Annotated in this window: 25 protein-coding genes; 4 read left to right on the top strand and 21 right to left on the bottom strand. The window is 51.4% G+C overall.

The annotated features are described in order from the left end of the window. Window positions 1-165: 165 nt before the first annotated feature. From AC6ESO_RS18925 to AC6ESO_RS18935, 3 genes are all read right to left on the bottom strand, one after another. The gene (locus AC6ESO_RS18925) at window positions 166-1752 is read right to left on the bottom strand and encodes a hypothetical protein (protein ID WP_497092713.1); all 1587 of its coding nucleotides are present in this window, start codon (window positions 1750-1752) and stop codon (window positions 166-168) included. A 94-nt stretch (window positions 1753-1846) separates the two neighbouring features. Further along, window positions 1847-2755 (bottom strand): ATP-dependent DNA ligase, encoded by a 909-nt coding sequence (locus tag AC6ESO_RS18930; protein ID WP_497092714.1) that lies wholly within the window; start codon window positions 2753-2755, stop codon window positions 1847-1849. A 74-nt stretch (window positions 2756-2829) separates the two neighbouring features. Then, window positions 2830-3435, bottom strand: a complete 606-nt coding sequence (locus AC6ESO_RS18935) for an MSMEG_1061 family FMN-dependent PPOX-type flavoprotein (protein ID WP_497092715.1) — start codon at window positions 3433-3435, stop codon at window positions 2830-2832. A gap of 198 nt (window positions 3436-3633) precedes the next feature. On the opposite strand from AC6ESO_RS18935, the gene AC6ESO_RS18940 reads away from it, so the two are divergent. Beyond that, the gene (locus AC6ESO_RS18940; RefSeq protein ID WP_497092716.1) at window positions 3634-4023 is read left to right on the top strand and encodes a YeeE/YedE family protein; all 390 of its coding nucleotides are present in this window, start codon (window positions 3634-3636) and stop codon (window positions 4021-4023) included. Further along, a complete protein-coding gene (locus AC6ESO_RS18945; protein ID WP_497092717.1) occupies window positions 4020-4424 on the top strand; it encodes a DUF6691 family protein in 405 nt (134 codons plus the stop codon). Before AC6ESO_RS18940 ends, AC6ESO_RS18945 begins: the two co-directional genes overlap by 4 nt. Before the next feature lie 14 nt (window positions 4425-4438). On the opposite strand, the gene AC6ESO_RS18950 is transcribed toward AC6ESO_RS18945, so the two are convergent. The 9 genes from AC6ESO_RS18950 to AC6ESO_RS18990 form a co-directional block, all read right to left on the bottom strand. Further along, window positions 4439-5653 (bottom strand): MFS transporter, encoded by a 1215-nt coding sequence (locus AC6ESO_RS18950; protein WP_497092718.1) that lies wholly within the window; start codon window positions 5651-5653, stop codon window positions 4439-4441. Between the two features lie 435 nt (window positions 5654-6088). After that, the gene (gene groL, locus AC6ESO_RS18955; protein WP_091223635.1) at window positions 6089-7726 is read right to left on the bottom strand and encodes a chaperonin GroEL; all 1638 of its coding nucleotides are present in this window, start codon (window positions 7724-7726) and stop codon (window positions 6089-6091) included. Window positions 7727-7798: 72 nt separating this feature from the next. Continuing rightward, a complete protein-coding gene (gene groES, locus AC6ESO_RS18960) occupies window positions 7799-8080 on the bottom strand; it encodes a co-chaperone GroES (RefSeq protein WP_090983460.1) in 282 nt (93 codons plus the stop codon). A 217-nt stretch (window positions 8081-8297) separates the two neighbouring features. Then, complete coding sequence (tatC, locus tag AC6ESO_RS18965) at window positions 8298-9038, bottom strand: twin-arginine translocase subunit TatC (protein ID WP_497093006.1); 741 nt, start codon at window positions 9036-9038, stop codon at window positions 8298-8300. 147 nt (window positions 9039-9185) lie between these two features. Beyond that, entirely contained in the window at window positions 9186-9419 is a 234-nt protein-coding gene (locus AC6ESO_RS18970; RefSeq protein WP_494820860.1) for a twin-arginine translocase TatA/TatE family subunit, read from the bottom strand. 111 nt (window positions 9420-9530) lie between these two features. After that, complete coding sequence (locus tag AC6ESO_RS18975) at window positions 9531-10562, bottom strand: molybdopterin-binding protein (protein ID WP_497092719.1); 1032 nt, start codon at window positions 10560-10562, stop codon at window positions 9531-9533. Continuing rightward, window positions 10559-11053, bottom strand: a complete 495-nt coding sequence (locus tag AC6ESO_RS18980; protein WP_090983463.1) for a MogA/MoaB family molybdenum cofactor biosynthesis protein — start codon at window positions 11051-11053, stop codon at window positions 10559-10561. The genes AC6ESO_RS18975 and AC6ESO_RS18980 overlap by 4 nt, the downstream gene beginning before the upstream one ends. A 135-nt stretch (window positions 11054-11188) precedes the next feature. Then, entirely contained in the window at window positions 11189-11656 is a 468-nt protein-coding gene (gene moaC / locus AC6ESO_RS18985; protein WP_497092720.1) for a cyclic pyranopterin monophosphate synthase MoaC, read from the bottom strand. Between the two features lie 4 nt (window positions 11657-11660). Continuing rightward, window positions 11661-12284, bottom strand: a complete 624-nt coding sequence (locus AC6ESO_RS18990) for a 5-formyltetrahydrofolate cyclo-ligase (protein WP_497092721.1) — start codon at window positions 12282-12284, stop codon at window positions 11661-11663. A 210-nt stretch (window positions 12285-12494) separates the two neighbouring features. Here AC6ESO_RS18990 and AC6ESO_RS18995 point away from each other — a divergent pair, with 210 nt between their 5' ends. Then, window positions 12495-14435, top strand: a complete 1941-nt coding sequence (locus tag AC6ESO_RS18995) for an ABC-F family ATP-binding cassette domain-containing protein (protein ID WP_497092722.1) — start codon at window positions 12495-12497, stop codon at window positions 14433-14435. Between the two features lie 48 nt (window positions 14436-14483). On the opposite strand, the gene AC6ESO_RS19000 is transcribed toward AC6ESO_RS18995, so the two are convergent. The 5 genes from AC6ESO_RS19000 to AC6ESO_RS19020 all read right to left on the bottom strand — a co-directional run bounded on the left by AC6ESO_RS19000 (window position 14484) and on the right by AC6ESO_RS19020 (window position 20757). Then, complete coding sequence (locus AC6ESO_RS19000; RefSeq protein WP_497092723.1) at window positions 14484-16694, bottom strand: YhgE/Pip family protein; 2211 nt, start codon at window positions 16692-16694, stop codon at window positions 14484-14486. A gap of 812 nt (window positions 16695-17506) precedes the next feature. Beyond that, window positions 17507-18355 carry a class I SAM-dependent methyltransferase gene (locus AC6ESO_RS19005; RefSeq protein WP_497093007.1) on the bottom strand — a complete coding sequence of 283 codons (849 nt, stop codon included), beginning with the start codon at window positions 18353-18355 and terminating at the stop codon, window positions 17507-17509. Window positions 18356-18382: 27 nt separating this feature from the next. Further along, window positions 18383-18844 carry an HIT family protein gene (locus tag AC6ESO_RS19010; RefSeq protein ID WP_497092724.1) on the bottom strand — a complete coding sequence of 154 codons (462 nt, stop codon included), beginning with the start codon at window positions 18842-18844 and terminating at the stop codon, window positions 18383-18385. Window positions 18845-18893: 49 nt separating this feature from the next. Further along, window positions 18894-20486, bottom strand: coding sequence for a 2-isopropylmalate synthase (locus AC6ESO_RS19015; RefSeq protein ID WP_497092725.1), 1593 nt, complete (start codon window positions 20484-20486; stop codon window positions 18894-18896). Window positions 20487-20610: 124 nt separating this feature from the next. After that, window positions 20611-20757 (bottom strand): hypothetical protein, encoded by a 147-nt coding sequence (locus tag AC6ESO_RS19020; RefSeq protein ID WP_497092726.1) that lies wholly within the window; start codon window positions 20755-20757, stop codon window positions 20611-20613. 281 nt (window positions 20758-21038) lie between these two features. Here AC6ESO_RS19020 and AC6ESO_RS19025 point away from each other — a divergent pair, with 281 nt between their 5' ends. After that, a complete protein-coding gene (locus tag AC6ESO_RS19025; protein WP_497092727.1) occupies window positions 21039-21521 on the top strand; it encodes a hypothetical protein in 483 nt (160 codons plus the stop codon). A 624-nt stretch (window positions 21522-22145) separates the two neighbouring features. Here AC6ESO_RS19025 and AC6ESO_RS19030 read toward each other — a convergent pair. The 4 genes from AC6ESO_RS19030 to tsaB are packed head-to-tail and all read right to left on the bottom strand — an operon-like array spanning window position 22146 to window position 24812. After that, window positions 22146-22364: a hypothetical protein gene (locus AC6ESO_RS19030; protein WP_497092728.1), complete on the bottom strand. Its 219-nt coding sequence runs from the start codon at window positions 22362-22364 to the stop codon at window positions 22146-22148. Between the two features lie 49 nt (window positions 22365-22413). Continuing rightward, the gene (gene tsaD / locus AC6ESO_RS19035) at window positions 22414-23445 is read right to left on the bottom strand and encodes a tRNA (adenosine(37)-N6)-threonylcarbamoyltransferase complex transferase subunit TsaD (RefSeq protein WP_497092729.1); all 1032 of its coding nucleotides are present in this window, start codon (window positions 23443-23445) and stop codon (window positions 22414-22416) included. Further along, window positions 23429-23932: a ribosomal protein S18-alanine N-acetyltransferase gene (gene rimI, locus AC6ESO_RS19040; protein WP_494820871.1), complete on the bottom strand. Its 504-nt coding sequence runs from the start codon at window positions 23930-23932 to the stop codon at window positions 23429-23431. The genes tsaD and rimI overlap by 17 nt, the downstream gene beginning before the upstream one ends. Next, complete coding sequence (gene tsaB, locus AC6ESO_RS19045) at window positions 23919-24812, bottom strand: tRNA (adenosine(37)-N6)-threonylcarbamoyltransferase complex dimerization subunit type 1 TsaB (RefSeq protein WP_497092730.1); 894 nt, start codon at window positions 24810-24812, stop codon at window positions 23919-23921. The genes rimI and tsaB overlap by 14 nt, the downstream gene beginning before the upstream one ends. Window positions 24813-24820 lie beyond the last annotated feature (8 nt).

Below are 24820 nucleotides of genomic sequence, written 5' to 3' on the forward strand. Positions count from 1 at the left end.
ACTCTTATCGAAAAAACGGCAAAGAGCGTCTGGCTTAACCGGATCTCCTAGGCGTGAGATTGGTGACGCCACGACGCCGACCGTTGTAACCTGAAAAGATCAATCCATCATACCGAAACAAAGAAGACTACCTCCAGATCAGGAAGTAGTCTTCTATTTTCTAGCTTAACTAAACAGCAGCTTCAATTCTCCATCTACAGGACGAAGCTCGATCCGATTCGCAGCATCGCCTTGAACAGATACCAATGGTTGAGCGCCAATTAGCTGGAGCTTGTAAAAATGACCATTAAATACATATTCAATCGCATCCGGCTTCATTGTCATCTCCGGCAGTCCTTCCGTGCCGCTCCACTCCATATGAAGTCCGAAGTCCAAGCCATCTGCGGAGAAGGTCATAGACCGCTCCATGCAGTGAATGCGAAGCGTATGCTCACCTTCCAAATGGGCCAGTATGGTAAGCTCCCCGGCCACGGATTCATCCGTTTCCAAAGCTCGAACTTTCACCGGCACTGCATTCCCATCGCTATCATAAGAAACAGGACGGATACCTGCTGAGGTGATCCTATCGCTCCAGCGCGTGCTGTCTATGACGGGCAGCGTATCGTAGTGACTATTCTTATCCAGACAGATCGCATTTAGATATCGTTCTTCGTACCGCTCATCAAACAGATGAATATCGCGAATCCAGAGTTCACCGTCATTATTCAATAGGTTGAGCCGGTAAAACCGATTATAGTACCAGACCGATTGACGTCCTTCTTCACGCCAGTCTGTAAGCGCGCTGATAGAGGAAGCAGGAGTAACCGGATATTGACGTCTGAACCATTGTCCCGATTCCGCCAATGTTTCTACTTTCAGAACACCTTCGGCTTGTTTGCTTGCTAGCAGCTCAACCTGATCGATTAAACCGTCCCTCATCAATTCCCAGCCAAAGGAGTTTTCTTGACCCACTTGCGTATACCCGAAGGAAACCTGCTCCTTACGAAAATTGACATCATAGAACCATCTCACCCATGCCGGAATACCGCCTCCGCCTTCTTCTCCGGAATACACCGGTTCCAGCGTAATGACACTCTGACCGTTGCCGCCGAGCTTCGCATCATATTGATAGATAGGATCGCTTCCCAGCATACGGAAGACCGGAACCGGTATTTGACATGCTTCTGTCTGTGCGGGCATAAAACCGTTTAAGCGGCTTGGATAGTAGGCCTGGTTGTAGTAGCCACCCCAAAGCGTGTATCCATCCGTTCCCCACTGATCTTTACAGTTGCATGATGCCACAATATGATAACGATCCGATAGATAAGCCAGTAAATGCGCATCCATAAACCAAGAGCCTACCGATTGCGGATAATGACCAAATTGAGCACGGAAATCCTCCATGAGCACATCTGCAAGCCGTTCACGTTCTTCCGGCGTATAACCTACCGAAAAGGCAATATGAGCATGCCAGTCCCAAGGGAAACGGCCTCTCCAGGGAATTCCGGCCTTCTCCGCGAGCGGCTGCACGACTTCAAACCAAACGCCAATCTCCTGCGCAGCATCCGCCTCGCTCGTCATTAAATCGGTAAAAGCCGGATTAATTAGTGCATCGTACTGCAGCAGCCATGTTGCCCGTAAGCCATGTTTCTTTACAAGCGCTAGCTGCTCTCTCACTGGTTCAACCAGATCGATAGGTTCCCTAGGCTCAACACCGCGAATAAAATTAATGATATTCACGTGATTCGGATAAATCGCAGGTAAATGATTCAAGATTTCACGCTCCGATTCTATTAGTAGTCCCCTACTAGATTTTTTCCAACCCATTATATCCCAAACGGTCAGAAGAAGACTACTCTCTTACTTCTCACCCATAATCCCAGACACAATCCTCCGGTCGTTTATCTGGCAGGAATTCTTTGAAAATCGTAACACTAAGCTGATGCATATCCGTCCGATCCTGGTACTCAATACGGCAGCACAGGCGCGGCTCGATCCACTTTGTTTGTTGATCCTCGAAGGTAAGGATCCGCTGTGCGACCGCCAAGAAAGCTTGTTTTTCTTCAGGCTTGATGCCGACTTCAACGGTTCCTACAAGTTTGTTCCTTATCGTCCGGAAGTGAAGTCCGAGGACTAGGGCGAATGGTTCCGTCCGATAGCCTAAGATGACCGTGTCAATGGATTTGAAATGTTTGATTTTCAGCCAATCCGGCGATGTCCGGTTCAATTGATAGCTCGAAGCCTTCCGTTTCGCGACAATACCTTCCAAGCCTTTCTCCTTCGTCATCGCGAATAGCGCTTTGCCCATCCCGTCGACAAACATGGTTTTGGTGATAGCCGATGAATCGGAAACCACCTCGGCTAAACGCTCCTTCCTTTGCATCAATGGCTCCTGTATATGCTCTTGATCGGTATATAAAATATCGAATGCCACGAAGGTTACCGGATGCGTGAGCGTCGCTTGGGCAATTGTTGAAGAGTGGCTTAGTCTTCCGCGATGCAAAAAATCATCGAACACAGGCCGGCCCCCGCGCATACAGATGCCTTCACAATCCAAAATAGCCGACTTGGCCTTGATCGCGGCGGCCGCTTCTTTCAATTCGGGGAACTTGGCTGTAACAAGAACTCCGTAACGCGTGTAGGCTTCAATACGATCATTTTGCTTGTGAATGAGCATACGCCAACCGTCATATTTAGGCTCGAAAATATAGCCTTCATCGTCGAAGGCTTCTTTTCCAACGCTCACAATCATGGGCTTTAATGCAGAAAAGAGCATAGGCTGGAATCCCTCCCCCTATACTCTAGTGTCTCCCATATAAAAGAGCGCAAACCAGCTAGCTTCATCTCCTGTTACTTCTCGTCCTTCTCGATCACATAACCGTTCTTCGTAATATGCTCCTCGAATATCCGCTGAATATTAGGGAACTGCTCACGTTCCAGCCATGATTCCGTTTTCCATACGCTCGACGTATTCAGCGCACGCGGGCAATGAATGAAACATTCCTCGACGGTTACCTTAACTGCGAATTGCGGAGGTCTGCCATTCAGCGCCATGCTCTGCTGCAAGGTCTCGTTAACGACCATTCGCGCAGTTCCGTTAATGCGGAGCACCTCATTCATCCCAGGCAAAATGAAGATCATGCCGAGCCGCGGATTTTCCAGCAGGTTCATCATCGAATCAACGCGTCTGTTCCCCATTCGCTCAGGAAACGCTAATGTATGGTCATCCAATACCTTCACAAATCCGGGCTGATCGCCGCGCGGCGATACATCGCATTGGCCTTTGGCATTCGCGGTTGATAGAAAGAACAGCGGACATTTTGCCAAATAGGCACGGACATGATCATCGATATGATCGATGGTTTTCTTCACAACGGCCTCGTGCGGAACGCCGACTAACTCTCGCAATCGCTCAATGGAATCAATAATTTCGTCTTCCAGATAGTTATAACTCATAAATAATGATTTCCTTCCTATATTGAATCTTAGTATTCATTGTACACGAAGAACAGCTTACTCCGCATTGCCTTATCCTTTCCGTGCATACACTGGAATAATACGTTGAATCGGGGGTTTTATACGTGACCTTATTTCTAGACCATCCGGAGTGGTACATCCTAGGCCCTATATTTGGAATTACGGTGGCGGCCATGTATGCGGTCACTCGGTGCAACTGGATTTTACGCTCAGCTTACGGACATGATCCTGGGTCGCCCAATGAAAGAAGCATGGCGTCTATGGTACTTGTTAGGCGTTATGATGGGAGGTGCAGCAGCAGCTTTAATGGGTGGAGATTTGGGCCCTGCCTCCTACTACGGGAAAATGGGAGAATCGCTCCCGATACAGGCTCTTGTCCCTATTTTGTTCATTGGCGGCCTGTTTATGGGGATCGGGGCTAGATCTGCAGGCGGATGCACATCCGGACATGGCTTAAGTGGAACTGCCACGTTATCTCCCGGCAGCATCGTATCGACAATTGTTTTTTTCGGTGTGGCTGTAGTCGTCACGTTCATCTTGCATGTTGTAACGGGAGGAGCTTTATGAAACGTACGGGTTTCTTATTTGGCCTATGCTTTGGGTTCTTAATCGCTCTGGCCCAATTTACGGATTACAATGTCATCCATCAAGGGCTGTTAATGAAGCATGCTTATATTTATCTCGTCATGGCTTCGTCCGTCATCGTATCGATGATTCTGCTCTGGCTGTTAACGAAGCTTAAATGGCGCACGCTGCTGGGTGGTCCTCTTAACCTACCGAAACTCCCGATCCGCAAGCATCACATCTGGGGCGGGGCTCTGTTTGGAACGGGTTGGGCGATTACAGGAACGTGCCCCACTGTTTCGGCGGCCATGCTTGGCACGGGAAAGCTTCTGGGCCTGAGCGTAATGGCCGGCTTATTCGTTGGGGTATTGCTAAAGGATGTTTGGAGCAATCGGAAGCCGTGACCGCGAGAAGCCTCTTATTCATTAGATAAAGATCGCAGGCGCCTTAGCGACGGAAACAGAAACATCCACAAGCCTGCTACGACGATGGTTCCGATCCCTCCGATAAATGCAGCAGGAACGGGTCCAACCATGCCGGCAAGCGTGCCCGACTCGAATTCTCCCAGCTGATTGGAGGTTCCGATGAAGAGCGAGTTTACCGCATTTACGCGGCCCCTCATCTCATCCGGCGTTTGCAGCTGCACAAGGGAAGAACGAATCACCACGCTGATGACATCCGAACCTCCGATAAGCAGTAGGGCAACCAACGAAATGATCAAATTCGTCGATACCGCAAAGAGCATCGTAGCTAATCCAAAAACGCCGAGTGCTCCGAACAGAATCGGACCGAGCGCTTTCCTCAAGGGGTAATAGACGAGTGTAATGGACATCAACAGCGCACCAACAGCAGGAGCGGTCCTCATTATCCCTAAGCCTAGCGGACCTGTATGTAAAATATCCTCCGCGAATATAGGCAGCAGCGCTGTTGCGCCGCCAAGTAGAACGGCAAACAGGTCAAGCGATATCGTCCCCAAGATGACGGGATTACGTCTGACGAAGACCAAGCCGGAGAAGATGGAGCTGGCCGTCACCGGCTCGGATTTCCTAACGGCTTTCTCCATGCGGATGAGGAAAGTAAGAATCCCCGCAACGAATAGTGCCGATGCTGCCGTTACATAGACGAATACCGGTCCCACCGCAATAAGCACTCCTCCCAGGGTCGGCCCTATAATCTGAGAGCTTTGTCCGGTCGAGGTTGTCCACGCAATCGCTTTCTGCATGAGTTCCTTCGGAACCAGCATCGGGAGCAACGATGAAGACGACGGCCCTTCGAATGCCCGGCAAGCGCCGAGTACCGCTGCAGCCACCAGGATTTCATTTCGCCCCAACCAACCAGCTAAGTTCCCAACAAGCAGCAGCGCAGCGATACCGCTTTCGATAATTTGGCACAAGAAAACGATTTGTCTTCGGTCGAACCGATCCGCGACTTGACCGACAACCAACGTTAGCAGCATCATCGGCAGAAACTGTGCCAGTCCCACGAGCCCGAGGCTGTATGCATCATGCGTCAGCGCATACATCTGCCAGCCAATCGCAACCGAAAGCATCTGGAAGGAAGTCGAGGATAACGTTCGCGATACCCAAAACTTCGTAAAAGAAGGCTGCCGGAGTGTAGATTCCGTTTCCAACACGGTGCATTTCACGCCCTTTTTAGATCGCTTTTTTCCATACTAGTCATGGGAATTGTACTCGATATTCGTAAAAAAGACTACCTCCTTGGGCAGGAAGTAGTCTTGCGTAATGCTAACGAACCGTACAGGCCTTATTAGGCCAGATTTCGGGCCTCCGAAATGCTAACGAACCATACGGACGTTATTCTGAGAAAATCGACTCCCAACAACCCAAAAACCTTCAAATAAGACCTCTACGGTTCGTTAGCATTTATACGACGCTATTTTCGGGTAAATAAAGCCTGTACGGTTCGTTAGAGAAAACCGCATGATGCAAAAAAGGCATCCCACAGTTCTACTCGAACATGTGAGATGCCTTTCTATTATGGCCAAAAAGTTAGCAAATAATGTTGTTTAACTTGAAATCCCTTGCTATGCAAGGGATCCCAGGCTTTATTACATCATGCCGCCCATTCCGCCCATGCCACCCATGCCGCCCATGTCAGGCATGCCTGGTTTGTCTTTTTCCGGTTTGTCAGCTACTACAGCCTCGGTTGTCAGGAACATAGCTGCAACGGATGCTGCGTTTTGAAGCGCGGAACGCGTTACTTTTGCAGGGTCAACGATACCTGCATCAAACATGTTAACCCACTCGCCAGTAGCTGCGTTGTAGCCGATGCCGATTGCTTCTTTTTTCAGGCGCTCAACGATAACGGAGCCTTCTTGACCCGCGTTGGCTGCGATTGTGCGAACTGGCTCTTCCAACGCGCGAAGCACGATGTTTACGCCTGTTTTCTCGTCGCCTACAGCATTAACTGCTGCAACTGCTGCGTATACGTTCACGAGTGCAGTACCGCCACCGGATACGATACCTTCTTCCACTGCTGCGCGAGTGGAGTTCAGAGCATCTTCGATGCGCAGTTTGCGCTCTTTCAATTCCGTTTCAGTCGCTGCGCCAACTTTGATGACAGCTACGCCGCCAGCAAGTTTAGCAAGACGCTCTTGCAGCTTCTCACGGTCGAAGTCGGAAGTTGTTTCTTCCAGCTGCGCACGGATTTGGCCGATGCGAACGTCGATGTCTTTCTTGTCGCCAGCACCATCAACAAGGATTGTGTTTTCTTTCGTAACGCGGATTTGACGAGCTGTACCCAGTTGGTCAACAGTAGTAGCTTTAAGCTCAAGGCCCAGCTCTTCTGTGATCACTTGGCCGCCTGTAAGAGCAGCGATATCGCCAAGCATTGCTTTACGACGGTCGCCGAAGCCAGGAGCTTTAACAGCTACGCAAGTGAATGTACCGCGCAGACGGTTAACGAGCAATGTTGCCAATGCTTCGCCTTCAACGTCTTCAGCGATGATCAGCAATTGCTTGCCGGATTGTACAACTTTCTCAAGAACCGGAAGGATCTCTTGAATGTTGGAGATTTTTTTATCCGTGATCAGAATGAATGGGTTGTCCAGGACAGCTTCCATTTTATCTGTGTCTGTGATCATGTAAGGGGAGAGGTAACCGCGGTCAAATTGCATACCTTCAACCACTTCAAGCTCCGTTACGAAGCCTTTGGATTCTTCAACAGTGATAACGCCGTCGTTGCCGACTTTTTGCATAGCTTCTGCGATCAATTGGCCGACTTCGTCGTCAGCGGAAGAGATCGAAGCAACTTGCGCGATCGATTGTTGGCTTTCGATTGGCTTAGCAATCGCTTTAAGCTCTTCAACCGCTGCCCGAACTGCTTTCTCGATACCTTTGCGGATAACCATCGGGTTAGCGCCTGCAGTTACGTTTTTCAAGCCTTCGCGAATCATCGCTTGTGCAAGAACGGTAGCTGTAGTTGTACCGTCACCGGCAACATCGTTCGTTTTAGTAGCTACTTCTTTAACGAGCTGAGCACCCATGTTCTCGAATGCATCGTCAAGCTCGATTTCTTTCGCGATGGAAACACCATCGTTCGTGATCAATGGGCTGCCGAATTTCTTCTCAAGCACCACGTTGCGGCCTTTAGGACCAAGTGTAACCTTAACGGCATTTGCAAGTGCATCAACACCGCGCAGCATTGCGCGACGAGCGTCTTCGCCGAATTTAATTTCCTTCGCCATCGTAGATAACCTCCCAGTTAATCATTAGTTTAAGTAAAAAGCGTTACATGTATGTGGAGTCAGCACGAAGGCTTAACCCAGGATCGCGTGAATGTCGCTTTCTTTCATAATCAAAAGCTCTTTACCTTCGTATTTCACTTCGGTACCTGCATATTTGGAGAACAATACGCGGTCGCCTTCCTTAACTTCAAGCGCAATACGTACGCCGTCCTTAACCGCTCCGCTGCCTACAGCGATTACTTTGCCTTCTTGCGGCTTTTCTTTAGCTGTTTCCGGCAACAAAATGCCGCTAGCAGTCGTTTCTTCTTTCGCGATTGGTTCGATCAATACGCGCTCACCCAAAGGTCTGATCATGAAAAATAGCCTCCTTTTGATATTAATGCTGCAAATTGTTTGTCCCGTTAGCACTCACAATCATCAAGTGCTAATAACATTTCTAATAATACCGATTTTGATTGCAGATTTCAAGTCTCTCGCACTCAATTTATATGATTTTTACATTCCATTCCTGGGTGAATGATACCATCATCCATGAACAAGACGCCAAAAAAGCCGGCTTTCGCCGACTTTCCTATTTCTCTCCGTATTCTTCTTCCCAAGCCTGAGCAGCCTTCAATTGTTTCCGATAGACGACACTCGAGAGCATCACGCTGATTTCATAGAGCAGAATAAGCGGGACAGCCACTAAGGAATCGGATATGAAATCCGGCGGCGTCACGACGATTCCGACGATGATCAATAAGAAATACGCCAGACGTCTCATTTTCTTAAGTCGCTTCGGGTTCACGATGCGCAGCTGCGTCAGAAACATAATGACGATCGGCAGCTCGAAGAGCAGCGAAATCGGAATAAGGATGTTAAACAGAAACGTGAAGTATTGGATGATCCCGTAGTTCTCTTCCAGGTTCAGGTGCTTCGCCACATCGGTCGTAAAATTAAACGCCATCGGGAACACTACATAATAAGAGAAGGTTAAGCCGATTAAAAACATAATCAGCACGAATGGGACAAACAAAAGCGCCGCACGCTGTTCCTTGCGGCCAAGTGCAGGCCGAACGAAAGCCCATAGCTGATAAGCCGCTGCCGGCAATGCAAAGATAAGGGCAATGACAAGGGCAAATTTCATATACATGCCAATACCATCCCACAAGGAGAAGGCATAGAATTTCATGCCCTTAACCGGTTCTTGGTCCAGCAAAAATTTATAAACCGGATTGGCCAAGAAGAGCCCGATAACCATCCCAATGACGAGGATGACCAGAATGATGATAATTCTGCGTCTAAGCTCGCCGATATGATCGAACAAGGTCATTAACTGATCGCCGCGCGCCGATTCCTTCTCGGCCGCTTCATCTTTCTCAACCACTGCAATGCTCACCTCTTCTCACGCCTGAAAACAGCTTGTACCGCCGCCCTGCCACGGGCAGTAGCCATCAATCATAAAAAAAGCGGGCCCCACTTACTCTGGGAGCCGCTTTTCGTCTTTTTGCTCATCGCGGTTAACTTCAACCCGACTCACTGGCTTGCGGTTGCGATCATCATCGTCTTCCATGATTTCTTTCGCACCGGCTTTGAATTCCTTCAACGTACGGCCGAAAGCGCGTCCGAGCTCAGGCAGCTTATTCGGTCCGAACAACAACAAAGCGACAAGTGCAATAAGTAGAAATCCTGTTACGCCAATTCCACTAAACATCGTTGGTAGCCTCCTTTACAGGTTGAGTTATACATACACGGAATTCCACTCGCTTATACGAGCAGAAAGAAATAATACGCTTCGCCCGGGTACATCTCTCACATAATCGGATTAGCAGCTGTTTAAGCCGCCGTATCCCATGGAGACAATGTCCTCTCTGGTGATGATATCGCCTGCCAAGACACGCGGTAATAACACATTAAACGAAGTATAAGGATCATGCATGACGCAGCCTGGGAGCCCCATAATGGGAACGCCGTTCAAATAGCCCATAAGCAGCATCGATCCCGGAAGCATGGGTGTTCCGTAGCTGACAATCTGTGCACCGGACTCTGCAATTGCTGCAGGCGTACGGTCATCTGGATCCACTGACATCCCGCCCGTTACCACTATCATATCATAGGACTGCTGCAGCAAGTAGTGTATTTCCTTGACAATTATATGGCGTTCGTCCGGTGCAAAACGCTGCTCCATAACTTGGGAACCGAGTGACTCCACGATGCGTCTGACAGCAGGCCCGAACTTATCTTCAATACGGCCGGAGAACACCTCGCCGCCTGTCGTTAAGAGTCCAATTCTAAACTTGCGCAGCGGCTTGAGACGCAGCGGCGATTGCCCATCATGCTGCGCGCGGTAGCTGCTGATCAGCTCCTCCACCGCCTGTACTTTCGCCTCAGGCACGACGAGCGGGATGACCCGTGTCGCGGCTAGCTGACCGCCGGGCATTACGACCGCATTCGTACGCAGCGTAGCCAAAGCGATTTCGCCTATATCATTAATTGCGTGAACGATTGCCGGATCGATCTCCGTTATAGCAGGCACATCAAGCGCAGACTTTACCGCTACCTTACCTTCATGGGGCTCTGATAGCTGCAGACCTTCACTCTGAAGTGCTGCCGCCATTCGCTTCGCTGCATCGTCTTCATGAAGCTCACCTTCGCCAAGCTCCATAATATAAATATGCTCCTTGCCTATATCAAGGAGCTTCGAAATGTCATTCTCTTCAATAACATGTCCCTTTTTGAACAATCTGCCTTTAAATTGCCCGGGAATAATTTGAGTCAAGTCATGTGCGAGCCGCAAGCCGATCGCTTCTTGAACCGGCACTTCCTTGAGAATCGTTCCACTCTTCGGCTTCGTCATTCGTTATGCTCCCCCATTCGTCCCGAGAGGATGTTGAGCGCGTGGGGCAGCTGGTCCATAATGGCCATCAGATTCTCATGCACGCCTTTGGGACTGCCCGGCAAGTTGATGATGAGAGAGCGGCCGCGAATGCCGCAAACACCGCGCGAGAGCATCGCCCGTCGTGTACGCTGCATAGCCCCCATGCGCATCGCTTCCGCGAGTCCCGGCACGAAACGGTCAATGACCTTCATCGTGGCTTCCGGTGTCAGATCACGCGGAGCAAGTCCCGTTCCGCCTGTCGTAATCACGAGATCCGCTTGAAAATAATCCGTCATTTCTATAAGAGCAGCCATGATTTCATCCTGTTCGTCAGGTACAATCCGGTAATCGACAATTTCGCCGCTAAGCTCCTCTTCCACCAGTTCCCGAATTACCTGTGCACTGGTATCTTCCCGCTCGCCGCGCGATCCTTTGTCGCTGGCTGTCAACAACGCCACTTTCCACCGCATGAGCTTCTCCCCCGTTCACATTTTCGAAAAAGATATGTCATGTACAGCATGAAACCTAAATGCCATTAACGTTATACACTGTGGAGTACTACGCTGCGCGCTGTACTCGGTGCATCGTTTCACGCTCTATCGATTTTATCGCTTATAATCGCCGTTCTTGCCGCCGCTCTTCTCTGTCAGCAGGGTTGGCCCGATCACCATATCCTTCTGCAGCGCCTTGCACATATCGTACACGGTCAGCGCAGCCGCCGAAACGGCCGTTAGAGCTTCCATTTCAACACCGGTTTTGCCGGTGGTTTTAACCGTTCCTTCTATGTACAGCTCATCCTTGCCATTATCTGCGAAAGCCAGGTTAACGCCGGTCAGCGGAAGCGGATGACACATCGGAATCCAGTTGGATGTATTCTTCGCCGCCATAATGCCGGCCACCTGCGCAACGGCCAGCACATCTCCCTTGCCGATTGTGCCCGCTTTGATGCGAGATAATGTATCCGGCGCCATCGTAACCGTTGTACGCGCGACAGCGATGCGGGAAGTGATCTCCTTATCGGACACATCCACCATACGAGCTCGCCCTTGTTCGTTGAAATGCGTCAAATCCACGCGCCTAGCGCCTCCTTGTTAACCCTTGTTCAGTAATGACTGCATCCACATAAGCATCATGCTCATCCATAGGAATAGGAGTATACTCCTCCACCCACTGGGCCTCATATCCTAAACCGATCCACTCGGGCATCGGTCTGCCGGACGCCGCCGCAAGCCCTCTCATGAGTGCATGGAACCGGTCATAATAACCGCCTCCATAACCTAATCGACCCCCGCGTTTATCAAAAGCAAGTCCCGGCACGAACACAATGTCCGGCATGAAATCCGGTTCGCAGCGCTGTGCTGCCTGAGGATCGGGTTCCTTAATGCCATAAGCGCCGGGCATAAGTTCATCCCAGGCCCGCAGCAGGTATAGCTCCATCCCTCGGCTCGCTTGAATGCACCTCGGTGCGGCAACTTCGATTCCTTTGCGCCAGCACCACTCAATGAGCAGGGTGGGGTCAAGTTCCGAGCGAAAAGGAACATAAACCATTACACTGCGGACCGCCTTGCCCGGTCTTGCCTGCAGCCATTCTACCGCACGCTGGCAGGCCGTATCGGACCAGGCCAAACGCAGCTGTTCAGGGTAGCCGTCGCGTTTCTTAGTCGCTGACAGCCGGGCTGTTTTCTTCTCCGATTGACTCATTCATGGTCACCGCTTTGCCTCTTATTGGCCGCAATGGCGTAAGTTTCAGTCATAGTTGTTATTTAGTTTACCACTGTTGCCCAGATTTCGCCAATAAGGCGAAGGCATCCCAAATTGGTGCCCGAAGGCGTGAACATTGTCGCGTTATGCGTCTTTTTCATGTACACTAAACCGTATAGGAATTCAACTTATTTGGAGGTTTCACGTATCATGCTTCTTCAAGTATCCGATATATCCAAAAGCTACGGAGTTAGCAGTGTGCTCTCTTCCATCACCTTCCAAGTGCAGCCTCGTGAGCGGGTCGGGCTGGTCGGTGTCAACGGCGCAGGCAAATCGACGCTGCTTCGTATTATCGCCGGCGAGATGTCCGCCGATTCCGGTACCATCTATAAATCCAAAGAAACGACCATCGGCTATCTCGCGCAGTCGAGCGGCCTGCAGTCTGATCAAACCATCGATGCGGAGATGCATGCCGTATTTGCCCATCTGACGGAAGCCGAGCAGGAGCTTCGCGCGCTGGAGCAGCAAATTGCCGATCCGAAGCTGCATGAGGATGCCAAGCAATATGAGGCCGTATTGAATCGGTATTCCACGCTCTCCGATTGGTTCCGCGAGAAGGGCGGCTTTGAGGTTGAAACGAAGATCCGCGGCATTTTGCATGGGATGGGCTTCGGTCAATTCCCTCCGGATACGATCATCTCGACATTAAGCGGCGGGCAGAAGACACGTCTGGCACTTGCGCGCATTTTGCTGCAATCCCCCGACCTGCTGATGCTCGATGAGCCTACGAACTATCTGGACATTGAAACGCTCACTTGGCTGGAGGATTACCTGCGCGGCTACGATGGCGGCATTCTGGTCGTATCCCATGACCGGTATTTCCTCGATGCGGTCGTACAGACGATCGTCGAAATTGAGCGCCACACGGCCAAACGCTACACCGGCAATTACTCCCGTTATATTGAAATCAAAGCAGCTGAGTACGAAGCGCAAATGAAGCAGTTCGACAAGCAGCAGGATGAGATCGCCAAGCTGGAGGACTTCGTGCAGCGCAACATCGTGCGCGCCTCCACCACGAAGCGTGCCCAGAGCAGACGCAAAGCGCTGGAGAAAATGGACCGACTCGACAAGCCGCTCGGCGACTTGAAGAAAGCGAACTTCTCCTTCGAAATTGAACGTCAAAGCGGCAATGACGTGCTGGATGTCCGTGATTTGTCGATTAAATTCCAAGAGAAATCCGACCCGTTGTTCCAAAATGTATCATTCCGTCTGGAACGCGGCGAGAATGTTGCGCTTATTGGACCGAACGGGATCGGCAAATCGACATTGCTGAAATCACTTGTTGGCCAACAGCCCTATGAACACGGTACGATTCGCTGGGGCACCAACGTTAAGATTGGTTATTATGACCAGGAACACACCGGGCTAAACCACGCCAATACGGTGCTAGAGGAGCTCTGGGGCACTTACCCTTCTATAGAAGAAGCACGTATCCGCACCGTCCTTGGCAACTTTCTTTTCAGCGGTGACGATGTAAAGAAACGGATTAGCTCCTTAAGCGGCGGAGAACGCGCACGCGTCTCGTTGTCGAAGCTGATGCTGGCACGCGCCAATATGCTCATTCTCGATGAGCCTACCAACCACTTGGACCTCTATAGCAAAGAGGTGCTGGAGTCCGCGCTTATGGATTACGATGGCACGCTGCTGTTCATCTCCCATGACCGGTACTTCCTTAACAAAATGGCGGAACGGATTGTCGAACTGGAGCCGCAGGGAACACAGCATTTCCTGGGAAATTATGACGAAATGATCCAGAAAAAACGTGAAAACGATGAACTGCAGATGGAAACGCTGTCATTTCCGCAAGGAAAACAGGGAAAGCCTACAGCAGCGCCGGATCCGGCCCCTGTTTCCTCTTATGAAGCCGACAAACAAGCGAAGCGTGACGAACGAAATCGCCAGCGTAAACAAGAGCAGCTGGAGAACGAAATCGCCCGGCTTGAGGGCGAAATCACGGCACTCGAGGAGCAGCTTGTCGACCCTGAAATCTATAACGATTATGTGCGTGTGCAGAATATCCAAACGGAATTGGATGGACTCAAAGCGCAGCTGCAAACCGTTTACGAGTCATGGGAAGAGCTGCTGGCATAACGACGCCTCCGATCGAGCAATGCTATTGCCAGCTCTCTTGTACTCCGTCTACCTACCGGCCAGCCTGATTTCATCCATGATTTTACGTCGTTTAAGCAGATAAAATAAGAGAAGCGACCCCAATCCGAATCCGGACAGCACACCTGCTGTCCGGATTATTGCATTCCATCCGCCGATCGAGATTAGATGGCGTAATCCCTCCACGGCATATGTCATCGGCAGCAGTCGGTGAATGTACTGAAAGAAGGACGGTTCCAGCTCCACCGGATACGAACCGGAGCTAGATGTCAGCTGGAGCATGAGGATGAGCACAGCCGCGAAACGTCCTTTGTCGCTGCCAAGCACTGCAATCAGCATGTACAGGATCGCGGTGAAAACGACTCCAACCAGTGCCGCATAGCCATACATCGCAATCGACGGTACAACAGTCGGAATTCCGAGACCAACATGAAGGATAAAGACAGACAGCAGCGCTTGGCAGACACTAATAGTAGCAAGGGCGATATATTTGCTCACGATATAGGCCAATGGCCCGTGAGGCCGCTCCAGCACCTGCCAAATATCGATCACGAAGAACAATACTAACGCACCCACCCATAGGGACAACGCGATAAAATAAGGCGCAAATCCGACACCGTTGTTCGGCACGGGATGCAAGTTATGCTCCTCCAGCTTCACGGGATCATTAATGACGGCTTGGCGGGCATCAGCCTGTCCGTCATTCGAGGCAAGTCCGGCTGCATCTGTCAGCTTATCCGCAAGCTCTGCTTGGCCTTGATGGATGTGCGAAAGTCCTCCCGTCAAGGATTCAGCGCCGGCCACTAGTTTGGCATTGCCCGATTGCAACGCACTCACTCCATCGGTCAGCTCCGCTAAACCGGTCTTCAGCTTCCCGCTCCCCGTTTGAAGTCGATCAACACCATTCGTCACATCGTTCACGCGCTCATCGATCGTACCGAGTGCGATATGCTGCTGATTCAGTTCTCCTGCCGCTTCCTCCAGAGCATACTGAAGCTCGCGAAGTTGTAAACGGAACTGTTCGAGACCCGGGCTCAGCTGCGTGAGCCGTTTATTTAACTTGCTTACAGATTCATCTAGCGAAGTCGCAAGTGAATCGATCGTTTGCACAATCTCGTTTAGCTTTGTCGATGCTGACGTTCCGGCTTGCTGCGCATTCAACAGCTCACCCGAGAGCTGCTTGAACCGGGCATCTGCTGCGAGCTTCGGAAACTTATCGCCTAAGTCTTGCATTAGCCCTGTCGCTGTATCGAGGCTCCCGCTCCCCTCATCTAACGACTTCTTCACATTTTGCAATTGGGTAGTTAAGTCCCCTAATTTACTCGATGATGCCTTAATCGCATTAAGATCGTTCTCTAAGCCAGCGAGATCTCCAAGTAACTTCTCTAATGAAGCAATGAAATCAGGTTTCGAAGCACCAAGCAGCGCACCCAGTGACTGATTCACAGCAGACAGCTTGCCACTCCAATTTTTCCATTCCGCAGCAACACGCTCCGCATAAGTATTCATCATCGCGATTCCTTTGTTTAACTCATCTGCGCCAGCTGTAAGTGCCAGCACTCCACCTGACAGCTTCGTGAGGCCCCCTTCCGTTTGCCGCAGCCCTTGTGTCAATTGAGTCGCACCTTGATAGGCCCGTTCCGAGGCATCCGATAATTTAGCAGCACCGTCCGCCGCTTCTTGTAAACCTTCCGCCCCATTAAGCACTTGTTCGAAAATCACGCTCAAATAGTTGCCCTGCAGCTCCTTGCGTAAATTTTCTTGAACTTTTCCCGCTATGGCTCGGACAACCTTCGCGGATAAAGCGTTCGCTCCCTCATTTAACTCCACATCCAGTGTAGTTGGCTTCGGATCATCGCCGCTTACACTGAAAGCCAGCTTGGAGAAATCCGCCGGCAGATACAGCACCATCGCATAGCGGTCATTCATTAACCCGTTATGGGCTTGCTTGCGATTCGTTGCGATCCAATACGTCTCGTCGCTTTTTACTAATTTGTCCGTAAGCTCCTGCCCCAGATTGCGTTGTTCGCCACTGCGCTTCGCTCCGATGTCCTCATTTACAACAGCGAGCGGGAGCTGATCGGTGCGTCCGGTCGGGTCCCAGAACGCCCATAAATAAATGAAGCTATACAAAAGCGGCAGAACCAGCAGCCCTAACAGTGAGATGCGCACAGCTCGGGAAATCCACATCGTTTTCACATCAAGCCAGGCCAGTCTCAGACCGCTTCTACTCTCGCTCATGTTGTTACCGCCCCTTTGGCATCTTCTGAGAACTAGCATTCTCCCCAAAGATAGGAAACATGCTAAGATTTCAGCTCGATTGGGACAACTCAGCAATCTATCCCCCTTGTCCACAGACATATCCACAGTCCGGGATGAATTGTGCGGCAATTCTGGCACTATTAACGACGTAAAACAATAATAAATTTAACGTTTCTTTAACAATTCATCGGATGTGGATACAGACGGTGGCATTTTACCCACATTATCAACATTATCCACAGTTAGGCTGTGAAAAACTTATCCCGAATTTGTTCACATTGTAAATGCCCGATTTATGCGGGTTTCCCATACTTATACACATTCCCTGCTGTAATTGTGGGTAACCTTGGGGATAAGTGCCAATGTTACGATAGCGGAACAGATTATTGGCGTTTTTTCTGGCTAACGAACCGTGAAGGCCTTATTTAAGTGAAAATGGCTGCTAACCGAATCTAACGAACAATGGGGACGCTATTTAGTGGAAAAGAGGCGAAAATAGGGTTTTGGATACGAAATAGAACCTGCATGGTTCGTTAGAATTTCAAATGGTAGCATTTCACCGAAATAAGCGCTCTGAGGTTCGTTAGAGTTCTGGGGGTTCAGATTGGCGGGTGGCGGATGGCAGGTGATGGGTGATGAGTAGTGGGCGGCGGCGTATTGTGGTAATCGTTCTGTGTTCTGCGTTTTCTGCTCCCCGTCGACGCCGCCGTAAATCCACGCAGCAAAAAGAGGCCTCTCAAAAGTCACCCTGCACACTTTTGAGACTGCCCCTTAACAATATTTCCTCAAGCCTATACGCGTCTTCCGATGTAGAGTAGATGCGAGGACATCCCCAGCACCGTCGAATCCCTGGCCATTCGAATGAGCAGTTGAATAAGCTGCTGGTACGTTTCCTCACCCTGCTCCGACCAATAGCGCCATTGGTCCGCTCCGAGAACTGTGCCCATGTTTGTGGAGCCGATCAATTCCAGCGTCTGAAAGCCATGCGATTCCATAAACGGCTGGATGGCTTCCAGCTCATAAAAGTAAGCTCCTGTGTAACGTCCTTCATCTGCATGATCAAATTTGCCGTTTGCTGCGAATGCCTCGATGGCATCCAAGCGATGTAGCGGCTTCCATTGCTCCGGGCTCCGCAGCGCAGTCATCACTTGATTAACTCGGCTGCGAAAAGCTACGAATACGACGCCTCCCGGCTTTGTAACTCGGTGAAGCTCGCGGACGGCCTTAGCACGATCCTCTGCATCCTGCAAATGATACAGCGGTCCCATGAGAAGCGTGGCATCATAGCTGCAATCAGCCAGTGGAGCAAGCTCGCAAGCATTGCAGACATGGAAGCCGCCTGTGAAACGTTCGGCAAGCCCCAGCTCATCGGCTTTAACCTCGGCAAGTTCAACAAGTGCAGGCGTAAGGTCCGTCAGCGTCAGCTCATAGCCTGCAGCTGCCAGAGCCATCGCATATTTGCCAGGACCGGCCCCATTGTCCAGCACCTGGCCGGTAGTGGGCAAATACTGTTTCAGATAATGCATGTTCACCGTGAACTCCAGCGGCTCCCGGTCAAGCCGGCTCCATTCCCGCTCGCCGAAGCCGGTATAATACGCCAGCACACGTTCCTTGTTTCCTTGATCTTCCAGCTGCCCCATCACGGTTCCACCTCCCGTACGAACCCTTCAGATTGCACGCAAGTAACCGTTAAGCCTCGAGCAAATCTTCTCTACTTCCGCTTCTCCCCCACGCGGGGCATCAGGCCAATTCATGAGGTTCATCGGATTCCGGAAGTGATCCGGCGTGCCTGCATACCTGGGGATGAGATGCATATGAAAATGCGCTACACCATCTCCTTGAACGAAGCTGTAAATATGCTCCGCACGCAGCACATCCTTGAGCGCTCGACTAACCTCGTTCACAACAACTCCTACAGCCGCAGCTTCCTGTACGGACAGGTCTCCAAGACCCGGCGTATGTCGCTTCAACTCCACCATGACATAGCCTAAGTAAGTGGTTTGCTCTTCACCCCGAAACCCCATATGACCCACGTGTACATGCCCATCCTCATATATAGTGCTCCCTACTGACCGGATGTCGCCACGATGCTTCCGGCAAATAAAGCAGTCTTGAACGTTCTTAGACACCTGTTGCCGCCCCCTCACGAACGAACCTTGAACCTCTATTCTCAATGCATCAGCTGCTCTTCTTCTGCATGAGGTCTTCAACCCCATCTTCATCCTGCACACTCATCAGGAGTTGATTGCAAGCACTCACATAAGCCTCAGCCGCCGCCAAAATAATATCGTTATGCACAGCCGTCCCCGTATAGCGGCGATTGTTATGCACAATGCTGACGATCGCTTCCCCGCGCGCATCTTCGCCCGTCGATAACGAATGCAGCTCCAGGTCCTCGAACTCCGCGGTTACCGGGATTGCTTGCTGCAGGCAGTGAATGACAGCCTCCAGCGGACCTTTGCCCGTACCCGTCAGCGTGCGCTCCTCTTGCGAATCGCGTTCGCGAATGGTAACCGATGCAATGCGAGAACGCTGCGTCCCTGCAAGCACCTGCAGATCAACAAGTGTATACGGATCATGCTGCGTGTCTGTGGATTCGCTTGCCAACCGGACCAGAACATCGTCAGGCACGATTTTCATCTCATCTGCTTTCTCGATGAAGCGGTTATACACATCCAGCAATTGCTCGTCGTTCAGTTCAATGCCGTAATCAGCCAGGCGATGCTTGATCGCATGTCGGCCGGAATGTTTGCCAAGGACGATCATGCTGCGAGGGATACCCATCGCTTCCGGATCCATAATCTCGTACGTGTTCCGGTTCTTAAGCAGTCCATCCTGATGGATACCCGACTCGTGCTGAAAAGCGTTCCGCCCCACGATTGGCTTATTGTAAGCAATCGGGAAATTCATTGCCCGGCTCACCATCCGCGACGTTTCGTAAATCTCGCTTTGGACGATGCCCGTCTCCGCGCCGATCGCCGATTTACGCGTTTCAATCGCCATAACAAGCTCCTCCAGCGAACAGTTCCCGGCACGCTCGCCGATTCCGTTCACTGTCACTTCCACCTGCGTCGCTCCTGCGCTAATCGCAGCTAGGCTGTTGGCTACCGCAAGACCAAGATCATTATGACAGTGCGCGCTGTACTGCACTTTATCTCCGCCTCTTGCACCTGCTCTCACGCTGCGGAACAGCTCGCCGTACTCTTCCGGAAGTGCATAACCGAGCGTATCCGGCAGATTGATGACGGTAGCGCCTTCAGCGATGACAGCCTCAACCATCTCAATGACAAAGTCACGTCCCGAGCGGCTTGCGTCCATCGGAGAGAATTCAATTTCGTCCACGAACTGCTTGCCGTAAGCAACCATCTCACGAGCGATGGCCAGCACCTGCTCGCGGGATTTTTTTAATTGGAAATCCAAATGGATGTCCGAGGAGGAGATAAACAGATGCAGGCGGCGACGGGCAGCATCCATCGTGGAGCGGACTGCTGCATCGATATCGCCTTTGATCGCACGAGCGAAGCCAACGATTTCAACACCTTGCAGCTCGCGCGAGATTTGCTGTACCGCAGCGAATTCGCCCGGGCTTGAGATTGGGAATCCAGGCTCGATAATGTCGACGCCAAGCTTTGCCAACTGGCGGGCAAGTACGATCTTCTGCTCGGGACGCAGCGTTGCGCCCGGTGATTGCTCGCCGTCACGAAGGGTGGTGTCGAAGATACGGATGATTTTGTTACCGGATTGGGGTTGTGTTTGATTGTTAATGGTCATAAGGGTTAGCCTCCTAAAGGTTTGGTTGGTTTGGAATAGAATCGAATGGAGAAAACAGAAAAAGCCCGACGTCTCCTGATGAATCAAGAGACGACAGGCTTCGTGAGCTTGCCGCGGTACCACTCTAGTTGCCCCGCCTATCGAGGCCGAACCCGCTTATGCAGCATAGATCGCCACCGGCTTGGATGCCGGGCAGCTGCTGCACCTGATGACGGCGGTTAACCGTAACTGAGGTAGGGTATGCGAAGCTATAGTTACAACTTCGCGACATTCCCTCGTTCCGCTCCCAGGCGAGTTTCGGATATCCTTCGGCTGCGTCGCACCACCCCGCAGCTCTCTGCTTTCCCGGATTGTTCCTACTGCTCCTGTTCATCGCGTTTGATCTATTGGTCGTTCATGCGTGTGTCGATATTCCAGTGATTGTGACAGCATCTTTCTTCAAAACCGCTATTTCGGAAAACAAAAAAAGCCTGACGTCTCTTATTCAAGAGACGACAGACTGTTAGGTCCGGCGCGGTACCACCCTTGTTGACGTTCCTTCCTAAGGAAGCAATGAACGTCCGCTTAAGCATGACGACGATTCTAGAAGTCGAAGCCATGCACCCGATCACGGAGGTCAACCGTAAAGACGTACATGAGCATTCCGTAAGCCTTGGCCTTCGGCCGACAGCGAAGCTCATTTCCGTAAATCCGCTCCCAGGCGAGGTTCAAGCGGCCTTCGACTGCGTTGCACCAACCCGCAGCTCTCTAATCCCGGCTATGCGCTTTACTGCTCCTGTTCGTCGCGTTTGTCAGATGTTTGAAGTATTGTTGCTTATTATATGCCTGTCGGAATCGTCTGTCAATTCGATTTATAAAAATTTTGCGGGATGGATAATTCGAATTGACGGCGCGCTCCATGTTGTCGTTGAGAGAGTTGAATTTAACAAAAAGCAACGTTTCCACCAAAACAGCGGAATTGTGGTTTGTTTGGATGCTGAGAGTTCGATTTCGAGACTCTCGGTCACCGACGCGGTTGATTTGGGGTTAGTTTGAATGCTGAGAGTTCGATTCCGGTACTCTCAGCTTCTTTTTCGGTTGGTGTTGGTGCTGAGCGTTCGATTTCGAGACTCTCGGCTACCGACGCGGTTGATTTGGGGTTAGTTTGGACGCTGAGAGTTCGATTTAGGTACTCTCAGCTTCTTTTTTGGTTGGTGTTGGTGCTGAGCGTTCGATTTCGAGACTCTCGGTCACCGACGCGGTTGATTTGGGGTTAGTTTGGACGCTGGGAGTTCGATTTCGGTACTCTCAGCTTCTTTTTTAGTTGGTATTGGTGCAGAGTTCGATTTCGAGACTCTCGGCTACCGACGCGGTTGATTTGTGGTTAGTTTGGACGCTGAGATTTTGCTTTAGGTACTCTCAGCTTTTTAAGCCAAGATAGGTAATAGGTACCGTTCATGGTCCGGCAATTGGAGTTTTGGACCAAAGTGAGGTACTGAGTACCGCTCATGATCGGGCAATCGTGTTTTCTAGCCCAAGAGAGGAATTGGGTTCATCTTTGAATGCGGAGAGAACATGAGGGCTTTATTTATACGGAAATACCAGGTGGGTGGGGAATTAATGCGATAGCACAAAAAAGCTGCCTCAAAGCCGTATCATGCACGGTTTGAGGCAGCGTCGTTATGATCGATATTTATTCTTGTAAATCTTGTACAGCAGCAAGAGGATTCCCCAAGGTAAGATATACCGGGTCACCCACTCGAAAGCATGAACCAGCCGCTCTCCGCCGAAGAACTCATCCCCTCCGCCAACGATCGCGCAGATAAAGATAAAAACGAATAAAACGAAAATTGTGCCATAGAAATAGGGCTTCGAATTCACGACAATCAGCTCCCCCATACGTCTACATCCGTACGCAAACTGCACGAACAGCGCCTGCCGAAAAATGTTAGCTCCGAACCGACCATTCTTCAAGGGACAAGCCCGGCTCAGCCTTCATGTCGAGCGGCGTAAACTCGCCGCGCTTCCACTTCAGGTGCGCTGCTGCGCCGATCATCGCCGCGTTGTCCGTGCAAAGCTTAAGCGGCGGAATGAGCAGCGGTATGCCCGCCTCTTGGCAGCGCGCCGTCAAGGCTGCGCGCAAGCCGCCGTTAGCCGCAACGCCGCCGCACAGCAACAGCTGTTTGGCGCCGACTTCGCGAACGGCACGAAGCGACTTCGTTACAAGCACGTCGATGACGGACGCTTGGAACCCGCGGGCTAGAGCAGCTTCGCGCGGTGTTTCGCCTTTCATTTTAGCCGAATTGATGGCCGCAAGAACGGCAGATTTCAACCCGCTGAAGCTGAAATCATACGAATCCGGCTCCAGCCATGCCCGTGGCAGCTGGAACTCTTCCTCCGACTGCTGCGCAAGCCTATCAATGTAGGGCCCGCCGGGATAAGGGAAATTCAGCGTGCGCGCCACTTTATCATACGCTTCGCCGACAGCATCGTCACGAGTCCGGCCGATGATCCGGAACACGCCTTCGCTCTCCAGAACGACAAGCTCCGTATGACCGCCGGACGCTACGAGCGCAAGGCACGGATATTCGATCTCATGCACCAGCTGGTTGGCATAAATATGCCCTGCGATATGATGGGTGCCGATTAGCGGGAGGTCAAGGGCCATCGCTAAGCTCTTCGCAGCTACGATTCCAACCAGCAGTGCGCCTACAAGTCCCGGTCCTTGCGTAACCGCAATCGCGGACAGGTCGCGGAACCCCGCTCCGGCTTCCTCCATCGCCTGCTCCATAATGAGCGTGATCGATTCCACATGCTTACGGGATGCAATCTCCGGCACAACGCCGCCGAAACGCTGATGCGTCTCGATCTGGCTCGAAACAATATTAGTTACAATCTTTTTGCCGCCGCGAATAAGCGCAACCGCTGTTTCATCACAGCTTGTTTCCACGGCGAGAATCAGTTCACTTGTAGTCGTCATACATATTCTCCACTTCACCTGAGGCATCCAGTTCAGCCCACATGATGAGCGCATCCTCTTTATTGTCTGAATAATAGCCGGGCCGGATTCCGGACGGTTCAAAGCCAAGTTTTCTGTATAGCCGCTGCGCCACTTCGTTGGATACGCGCACTTCAAGCGTCATTCTCTTCGCGCCAAACATAACCGCCGCACGCTGCAGCTCCACCATGAGCTTCTCGCCAAGTCCGCGTCCGCGATACGGTTCGCGCACGGCCACATTTGTCACATGCGCTTCATCCATGATGGTCCACATGCCGCCGTAACCAAGGACTTCGCCTTCGTAATCCATCACCATATAGCGGGCAAAATGATTATTAGTCAGCTCGTTAACGAACGCTTCTTCCGTCCACGGCGAAGTGAAGCTCTCTTGCTCTATAGCAACGATCGTCTTCACATCGCTCATCGTCATTAACCGAAAAACAAGCCGGTTGACATCAATGACCGTCACGTTTACCCGCTCCTTCCACCGCGCTTTGCTGCTGCGAAGCCGTCCGTTCCTGCAGTTTCACTTCTGCTTCCGTTAACTGCGTGTAATTCGGAATAAAGGTATGCACATCATCGGATTCTCCTGCCGCCAGACGCGAAAGTCCCAGAGCAGCAACGGATCGTCCTTCTAAGATATAAGTGAATGCCGCGACTTCCGCCTCAGGGCAAATGTTCCGCAATCGGTCGGCCTCCGCCTCGTGAAGCTGTAATTCACCGACAATCCAAATCGCGGAAGGTCTCGAAGCGACGTCCATCGCCTTCACATCTGAAGCGAGCCGGTCTACCCAATCGTGCATCAGTCGGATGCCGTCTTTGGCCAGCCGTTTCCATGCCCCTGGGAAGGCAGCTGCCCCTTCAGAGTTGCCTGAAGCAGAAGCCTCAAACGCTCCAGTATACACTTGACCGCGCCGCGCATCCATAATCGGGACGATCCAAACCGGACGATCCCCTGCAGAAGCGTTGGCGGTAGCTGAATTCTTGTCTGCTCCCGTTTGCCATGCCCCATAAGCGAGAGCTTCAAGACTGGACACGCCAACGAGCGGCTTCTGCCATACCCATGCTAAGGTTTTGCCGACGGATACCGCGATTCTCATGCCTGTGTACGAGCCTGGTCCACGGCCGATCGCGATGCCTGCAAGCTCCTCCGGCGCAACGCCGCAATCGCTTAGCAGCTCCTTGACGACCGACACCGTATGGACGGAATGATTGCGTTCGGCAAGCGACTGAATGTCGCGCAGCACCTCATCTCCGCGCACGAGTGCGGCGGCGAGCGAAGCGGTTGATGTATCCAGCGCAAGCACAAGCTGTCCTTCCCGGCTGCCCGGCGTAGTAATTTCACTCATCTGATTAC

The organism is Paenibacillus rhizoryzae, assembly GCF_059686995.1.